Source organism: Burkholderia territorii (genome assembly GCF_902833055.1).
Classification (GTDB): domain Bacteria; phylum Pseudomonadota; class Gammaproteobacteria; order Burkholderiales; family Burkholderiaceae; genus Burkholderia; species Burkholderia territorii.
This window is the reverse complement of the sequence record NZ_CADFEJ010000035.1, coordinates 20,725-28,025: the sequence shown is the minus strand read 5'-3', so window position 1 is coordinate 28,025 and position 7,301 is coordinate 20,725. Positions and strand designations below refer to the sequence as shown.

6 protein-coding genes and 1 pseudogene are annotated in these 7,301 nt (G+C 69.2%); all 7 read right to left on the bottom strand.

The genetic code is table 11. From position 1 onward, the window contains the following. Nucleotides 1–248, bottom strand: a pseudogene (locus HW466_RS30270) (aspartate aminotransferase family protein); the annotation flags it as partial. 38 nt (nucleotides 249–286) lie between these two features. Beyond that, a complete protein-coding gene (locus HW466_RS30265; RefSeq protein WP_151006977.1) occupies nucleotides 287–1,624 on the bottom strand; it encodes a glutamine synthetase family protein in 1,338 nt (445 codons plus the stop codon). 12 nt (nucleotides 1,625–1,636) lie between these two features. Further along, a complete protein-coding gene (locus HW466_RS30260; protein WP_174906009.1) occupies nucleotides 1,637–2,443 on the bottom strand; it encodes a gamma-glutamyl-gamma-aminobutyrate hydrolase family protein in 807 nt (268 codons plus the stop codon). A 740-nt stretch (nucleotides 2,444–3,183) separates the two neighbouring features. Continuing rightward, nucleotides 3,184–3,981: an N-formylglutamate deformylase gene (gene hutG / locus HW466_RS30255; protein ID WP_059452040.1), complete on the bottom strand. Its 798-nt coding sequence runs from the start codon at nucleotides 3,979–3,981 to the stop codon at nucleotides 3,184–3,186. Nucleotides 3,982–4,038: 57 nt separating this feature from the next. Beyond that, entirely contained in the window at nucleotides 4,039–5,415 is a 1,377-nt protein-coding gene (locus HW466_RS30250; RefSeq protein WP_174906008.1) for a formimidoylglutamate deiminase, read from the bottom strand. A 15-nt stretch (nucleotides 5,416–5,430) separates the two neighbouring features. Further along, a complete protein-coding gene (gene hutI / locus HW466_RS30245; protein ID WP_151005809.1) occupies nucleotides 5,431–6,657 on the bottom strand; it encodes an imidazolonepropionase in 1,227 nt (408 codons plus the stop codon). 4 nt (nucleotides 6,658–6,661) lie between these two features. Continuing rightward, complete coding sequence (locus tag HW466_RS30240; protein ID WP_151005811.1) at nucleotides 6,662–7,300, bottom strand: HutD/Ves family protein; 639 nt, start codon at nucleotides 7,298–7,300, stop codon at nucleotides 6,662–6,664. Nucleotide 7,301: the final 1 nt, after the last annotated feature.

Below are 7,301 nucleotides of genomic sequence, written 5' to 3'. Positions count from 1 at the left end.
TCGGCGAGCTCCTTGCGGCCGTAGCCGACGTTCACGCACCAGAGGCCGGCCATCCCGTCGATGATCTTGTTGCCGTCGGAGTCCCACAGATAGACGCCGTCGGCCTTCACGATCACGCGGCTGCCCGCACGATTGAGCGCGCCCATGTCGGAGAACGGGTGGATGTGGTGCGCGGCGTCGAGCGCGCGGTATTCGGCGCTCGAGCGTGCATGCGTCGTGCGCGGTGCGGCTTCGCTTCGTTCGGTCATGGTGCCTCCGTATTTCCGTCGTGCGGTCGTGTGCACGCTTACACGTGCAGCAGCAAATGGCGGCGTTCCCACGAGCTGATCACGCGGAAGAACGCTTCGTATTCGGTTTCCTTCAGCGCCAGATACGCCTTCACGAACTTGTCGCCGAGAATGCCGGCGAGCGGCGCGCACGCTGCCATCAGCGAGATGCCCTCCTCGAGATTGCGTGGCAGCTGATACGGCAGGTCGTAGCCGTCAGACGCGATCGGTTCGGTCGGCGCGAGCTGCTGCGTCAGCCCGAGATACCCGGCGGCGAGCGTCGCCGCGAATGCGAGGTACGGGTTGCAGTCGACGCCCGGAATCCGGTTCTCGATGCGCCGCGCGACCGGCGTCGACTGCGGAATGCGGAAGCCGACCGTGCGGTTGTCGTAGCCCCACTGCACGTTGATCGGCGCGGCCATGAAGCGCGACAGCCGGCGGTACGAGTTGATGTACGGCGCGAAGATCGGCATCAGCGCGGGCGTGTATTTCTGAAGCCCCGCGAGATAGCTTTGGAACATCGGCGACGCCACGCCGCCCTCGTCGGCGAACAGGTTGTGGCCGGTGCGCGCATCGGCGAGGCTCTGGTGGATATGCATCGCGGAGCCCGGCTCGTTTTCCATCGGCTTGGCCATGAACGTCGCGTACATGTTGTGCCGCAGTGCCGCCTCGCGCACCGTGCGCTTGAACAGGAACACCTGGTCGGCGAGCGACAGCGCGTCGCCGTGCATGAAGTTGATCTCCATCTGCGCGGCGCCGACCTCGTGGATCAGCGTCTCGATGTCGAGGCCCTGCATCTCGCAATATTCGTAGATGTCCTCGAACAGCGGATCGAATTCATTGACGGCCTCGATCGAATACGACTGACGGCCCGTCTCCGCGCGGCCGGTGCGCCCGACCGGCGGACGCAACGGCAGGTCCGGGTCGGCGTTCATGTCGACCAGGTAGAACTCGAGCTCCGGCGCGACGACCGGCTTCCAGCCCTTCGCCTTGTACAGGTCGAGCACGCGGCGCAGCACGTAGCGCGGCGAGATCTCGACCGGAGAACCATCGAAATGCACGCAGTCGTGAATCACCTGCGCGGTCGGATCGACGGCCCACGGAATCAGGCAGATCGTCGACGGATCGGGCACGCACACCATGTCCGGGTCGGTCACGCCGGTCAGCGAACCGTCCTCCGGATAGTCGCCGGTGACGGTCTGCACCATCACGGCCTGCGGCAGGCGCATCGATTCGCCGGACTCGAATTTGTTGCGCGGAATGATCTTGCCGCGCGCGATGCCGGCCATGTCGGGAATGATCGCCTCGACTTCGGTGATGCGGTGCTGCCTCAGGAATTCGCTCAGTTCGGGTTGCATGATCGGCCTCGTTCAGTCGATGTCGGATGCGGCCGGCGACGGCATGGCGCCGCCGGCCGCATGAATGCGGTGTGTCATGCGCGCGCGGCACGCCGCGCCGAATGCCGCGAAGATGTCGCGCGACAGCGGCTGTTCCGCATGGCGCCATTCGGGATGCCACTGCACGCCGAGCGCGAATGCGCGTGCGCCGCGCACGCTGACGGCTTCGACGAGCCCGTCGGGCGCGCTCGCTTCGACCGCGAGCCCCGCACCGAGCCGTGCGATGCCCTGGTCGTGCAGCGAATTGACCATCGCGTCGTGCGCGCCGCGCGCGACCCGCTGCAACAGGCCGCCCGGCGCGAGCTGCACGCGATGCGCGGGGCCGTACTGCCGCTCGAGCGGATCGCCGTCGCGCTCGCGATGATCGTGGAAACCCGCGCTCACATGGAGCCGTTGATGCAGCGTGCCGCCGTACGCGACGTTCAGCTCCTGCATGCCGCGACAGATCGCGAGCACGGGCACGCCCGCGTCGATCGCCGCGCGAATCAGCGGCAGCGCGGTCGCATCGCGCGCGGGGTCGTGCAGCGTATCCGGCATGCTCGCCGGGCCGCCGTAGTGATGCGGCTCGACGTTCGAATAGCTGCCGGTCAGCAGCAGCCCGTCGATGGACGCGACGATCGCGTCGACCGGCTGGCGCGTGCCGAGCGCGGGCAGCACGAAGGCGAGCGCGCCGGCACCGTCGACCACCGCGACGAGATACTTCTCGCCGGCCGTGTGGTTCGGATGGGCGCCGCGCATGACACGGTCGGCGGTGACGGCTACGAGCGGGCGCGGTCGCATGATCGCCTCCATGGTGAACGTGCGACGCGTGCGCACGGGCGGGACGATCGCAATGCGCGGTCGCGCCGCACGCGCGCGTGCGCGTGCATGCACCGTGCCGTGCCGCGCGAACAGCGCGGCAACGGGCGTTGCGACCCGATGCGAAAGCGGAAACGGACGCTAGGGCAACAATGAAGCGCTGCCGTCGCACTGCACCGCGCTGAACACGTGCGCGGTCACGAGGTTGAAGCGGCGCAAGCCGCAATGGGGCACGGCGAAGAAACGAGGCTCGCGTATGAGGGCGGTGCGCGTGCCGCGATCAGCATGCCGGATCGGCCCGGCCTGAGGCGACGCGCCCGCCGACGGACTTCGGGTCCGGCGTATCGAAGGGCTGGCGGCTTTCACGATCGTACTCAACTGACTGATGAAGGCAGGTCACGTGTCGCGATGAAACGGAAGGCGGCAACGCCGCGCGGCGGCACGTCGGCAAGCTGCCACGCAGCGGATTCCGGCGCGGTGCGGCGCTGATCGACGCCGTCGCGGCCGGCGCGCGTGACGACTTCCTGACATTCAGCTTATATCACCTAAAAATTGCGTCAAATTTTCAGGTGTCGATCCCGACATTCGATCGGATGAAAAAAACGGCATCGACCCGGGCGGTCGATGCCGTTTTGTGCGCTGCGTCGGCGCGCGCCGTGCCTTCCGGCGGGCCGCAAGCGCGAGGTAGCGCCGCGCCGCCGCACGCAGCACGCGCCGGCGGCTCAGCGGTGCGCGAGCGCCGTTTCGACGAGCGTCTGCAGCAGCGGCACGATGCGGGCCGCGCGCGCCTCGTCGTACGCATACGGACGCGTCTCTTCCATGTAGGTAATCTGCGACAGCTCGAGCTGCACGGCCTCGACGCCGGTCGCGGGCACGCCGTAGTGACGCGTGATGTAGCCGCCCTTGAAACGCCCGTTCGCGACGGCCGTATAGCCGCCGTGCGCGATCACGCATTCCGCCAGCGCCTCGGCCAGGCCGGGCGCCGCGCTCGCGCCGCCCGACGTGCCGAAGTTGAAGTCCGGCAGGCGGCCTTCAAAGAAGCGCGGCACGTGCGAGCGGATCGAATGCGCTTCCCACACGAGCACGCGGCCGTGCTCGCGCTTCAACCGCGCGATCTCGCCTTGCAGTGCGTCGTGATACGGGCGCCAGTAGCGGTCGCGGCGGCGCATGATCTCGTCGTTGCCGGGCAACGCGTTCGCCGGATACAGCGGCGTCTTGTCGAACGTGTCGACCGGCACGAGCCCGGTCGTGTCCTGCCCCGGGTACAGGTTCTCGTTGTCGGGCGGACGGTTCAGGTCGACCACGTAACGCGCGTGCGACGGCACGAGGATCGACGCGCCGAGCGTCGCCGCGAAGCCGTACAACCGCTCCAGGTGCCAGTCGCAATCGTCGACGAAGCGCGCGTCGGGCGTCATCGTGGCCGCGATGTCGTCGGGAATGTGGGTGCCTGCGTGCGGAATCGAGATCAGCAGCGGCAGCGTGCCCTGCTTCAGCGTGAAAACAGCCGGTTGTTCAGTCATGTCGCATCACCGTAAGAGTCGGCCGGCGCGCGCACGCGGCGCGCCGGGGCCGCGCGTTCAGCGCAGCAGTTGCGCCAGCGCGGCGCGATAGTCGGCATACGCGACGGCTTCGTCGCGATGGCGGCGGCCGCTCACGACGCGCTCGCCGCCAGTGTAGACGTCGAGCACCGGCGTGTCGCCGTGCTCGGCGAACACCGCGCCCGACAGCCATGCCGTGCTGTCATGTTCGGCGATCGCCGGATGATCGGGATCGAGCACGAGCCAGTCGGCGCGGCAGCCTTCGCGCAGCGCGCCGATGCGCCGGCCGCTGGCCTGCGCGCCGCCCGCGAGCGACGCGTCGAACAGCCGGTCGGCGACACGAGCCTGCGTGTCGCTTGCGAGCACGTTGCGCGCGCGATGCACGAGCCGCTGCCCGTATTCGAGCAGACGCAACTCCGAGCGCCAGTCGACGGACGCATGGCTGTCGGAGCCGACGCCGATCACGCCGCCCTGCGCGAGATAGTCGACGGCCGGGAACACGCCGTCGCCGAGGTTCGCCTCGGTGGTCAGGCACAGGCCGGCCACCGCGCGGCGCTTCGCGAGCGCGGCCGTTTCGGCCGCATCGACGTGCGTCGCATGCACGAGGCACCAGCGCGCATCGACGTCGAAGCGATCGAGCAGCCATTGCACGGGCCGCGCGCCGTAAGCGCGCACGCAATCGTCGACCTCGGCGGTCTGTTCGGCGATATGGATATGCACGGGCGCATCGTCGGGCAGCCCGCCGAGCAGCACGCGCAATCCGTTCTCGGACACCGCGCGCAACGAGTGCGGCGCGACGCCGTAGCGCAGGCCGCCGTGCTCGGGCGCGACGCGGCGCATCGCGTCGAGCAGTTCGAGCAGGCCATCCGGCGTGTTGATGAAGCGGCGCTGGTCGTCGCGCGGCGGCTTGTTGCCGAAGCCGGCGAACTGGTACGACACGGGCAGCATCGTGATGCCGATGCCGGCCGCGCGGGCCGCGTCGATCACGCGCGTGCCGAGTTCCGCGATCTGCGGATAGCGCGAGCCGTCCTGCGCGTGATGCACGTAGTGGAATTCGCACACCGACGTGTAGCCGCACTTGAGCATCTCGACGTACAGCCAGCGCGCGATCGCCGCGAGCGCGTCGGGCGTGATCTTCAGCGCGAAGCGGTACATCAGGTCGCGCCAGCTCCAGAAGCTGTCGGCAGGATTCGCGCGGTATTCGGTGAGCCCCGCCATCGCGCGCTGGAACGCGTGCGAATGCAGGTTCGGCATGCCGGGCAGCACGGGCCCGGCCGCGTGCGCGACGCCGGCCGGCGCGTCGGCGTCGGGCGTCACCTCGGTCAGCGTGCCGGCCGCGTCCCAGCGCAGCAGCACGTTGCGGCGCCAGCCATCGGGCAGCCAGGCATGGTCCGCGAACAGCGTCATTTCGGTCATCGTGAGTCTCGTCTGTTACTCGCCGTTCATCCGGCGAAACACCGTCGTCCCGCCGCGCACGACCTGCTCGCAGAGCGGCCGGCCGATCCAGTAGGCGAGCTCCGACAGCGAGCCGACCGACCAGACCGCGAAATCCGCCTGCCGACCGGTCTCGAGCGCGCCGTGCCGATCCGCGCGGCCGAGTGCCGCGGCCGCATGGCGCGTCACGCCTTGCAGCACCTCGGGTACCGTCATGCGGAACAGCGTGCAGCCCATGTTCAGCGTCAGCAGCAACGATTCGAGCGGCGACGTGCCGGGGTTGTGATCGGTGGCGAGCGCGATCGGCACGCCGTGCTTGCGCAGCAGCTCGATCGGCGGCAATTGCGTTTCGCGAATGAAGTAATACGCACCGGGCAGCAGCACGGCGACCGTGCCGGCCGCCTTCATCGCCTCGATCCCGGCTTCGTCGAGAAATTCGAGGTGGTCGGCGGACAGCGCGCGATAACGCGCGGCAAGCGCGGTGCCGCCCGCGTTCGACAATTGATCCGCGTGCAGCTTCACCGGCAGGCCGCGCTTCGTCGCGGCTTCGAACACGCGCTCGGTCTGCGCGAGCGAGAAGCCGATGCGTTCGCAGAACACGTCGACCGCGTCGACGAGACCTTCGTCGGCGAGTGCCGGCAGCATCCGCTCGCACACTTCGTCGATGTATTCGTCCGCGCGGCCCGCGTATTCCGGCGGCAGCGCGTGCGCGCCGAGGAACGTGGTGTAGACCGTGACCGGGAAGCGCTCGCCGAGCTGGCGCGCGACGCGCAGCATCTTGCGCTCGCTCGCGAGGTCGAGCCCGTAGCCCGACTTGATCTCGATCGCGCTCACGCCTTCGGCGAGCAACGGCTGCAGGCGTGCGGCGGCCTGCACGAACAGCGCCGTCTCGTCGGCCGCGCGCGTCGCGCGCACCGTCGACACGATCCCGCCGCCCTGCCGCGCGATTTCCTCGTAGCTGACGCCGGCCAGGCGCTGCGCGAACTCGTCGGCGCGCGTGCCGCCGTACACGAGGTGCGTATGGCAGTCGACGAGACCCGGCGTCACCCACGCGCCGTGCAGATCCTCCCTGTGCCAGTGCGCATAACCGTGCGGCAGCGCGGAAAACGCGCCGAGCCACACGATCGTGCCGGTTTCGTCGACGGCGATCGCCGCGTCGTCGATCGTTTCGTCGGGATGGCCGTGCGGACACAGCCTCAGGTGATGCCAGACTCTCGGTTTCATGCGTTCAGTCTCGTTCGCCGACGGTGAGCGACACGGCCAGCAGCGCGCCGCCTCCGCTCACGACGACGTCAAACGCACGCTGCGGCCCGTCGAGCCGCAGCGTGTCCATTTCCTGCAGTGCGTGGTGCGCACCGCCGATCTCGATGCCGACGGCGCCCGTCGCGCAAAACAGCAGCACGGTATCGGCGCGCTCGACACGGTGCGTGCCCGCCCGCCATACGTGCAGCGTCCCGCCCGCGGCCGAGCGGCGCGTCATCAGGTTGAAGTCGCGCGTCGCGCCGTCGTGCAGCGTCGCGTCGATCGCCGTTTCGCCGTCGAAATCCGCGCGGGCGAGCGGCGTGTCGAGCACATGGCGCGCACCGCCCGCCTCCTCCAGCGTCATGCCCGCGCCGGACAGCAGCACGAGCGTGCGGTCGACGCCGTCGAAACGCGAGAACGGGCCGGGCGCGCCGACGTCCGCGACGCTCACGCGCCACGCGAACGTATCGAGCGAGGCGCCCGCCGGCGCTGCGGCATCAGTCGCTTCGGGGAAGCATGCCGCGATTTCGCGCGTCACGCCGCCGCCGTTCTTCCACGGCGACGCAACGAGATCCGCGGCGCGGATCATCGTTGCGTGCACCGGCGCCTGGTCGAGCGCCGTCATG

What these genes read in the sequence shown, in the direction of transcription:
- HW466_RS30265 (WP_151006977.1), bottom strand. Translation starts at nt 1,624, where the DNA reads ATGCAACCCGAACTGAGCGAATTCCTGAGGCAGCACCGCATCACCGAA.
- HW466_RS30260 (WP_174906009.1), bottom strand. Translation starts at nt 2,443, where the DNA reads ATGCGACCGCGCCCGCTCGTAGCCGTCACCGCCGACCGTGTCATGCGC.
- hutG (WP_059452040.1), bottom strand. Translation starts at nt 3,981, where the DNA reads ATGACTGAACAACCGGCTGTTTTCACGCTGAAGCAGGGCACGCTGCCG.
- HW466_RS30250 (WP_174906008.1), bottom strand. Translation starts at nt 5,415, where the DNA reads ATGACCGAAATGACGCTGTTCGCGGACCATGCCTGGCTGCCCGATGGC.
- hutI (WP_151005809.1), bottom strand. Translation starts at nt 6,657, where the DNA reads ATGAAACCGAGAGTCTGGCATCACCTGAGGCTGTGTCCGCACGGCCAT.
- HW466_RS30240 (WP_151005811.1), bottom strand. Translation starts at nt 7,300, where the DNA reads ATGACGGCGCTCGACCAGGCGCCGGTGCACGCAACGATGATCCGCGCC.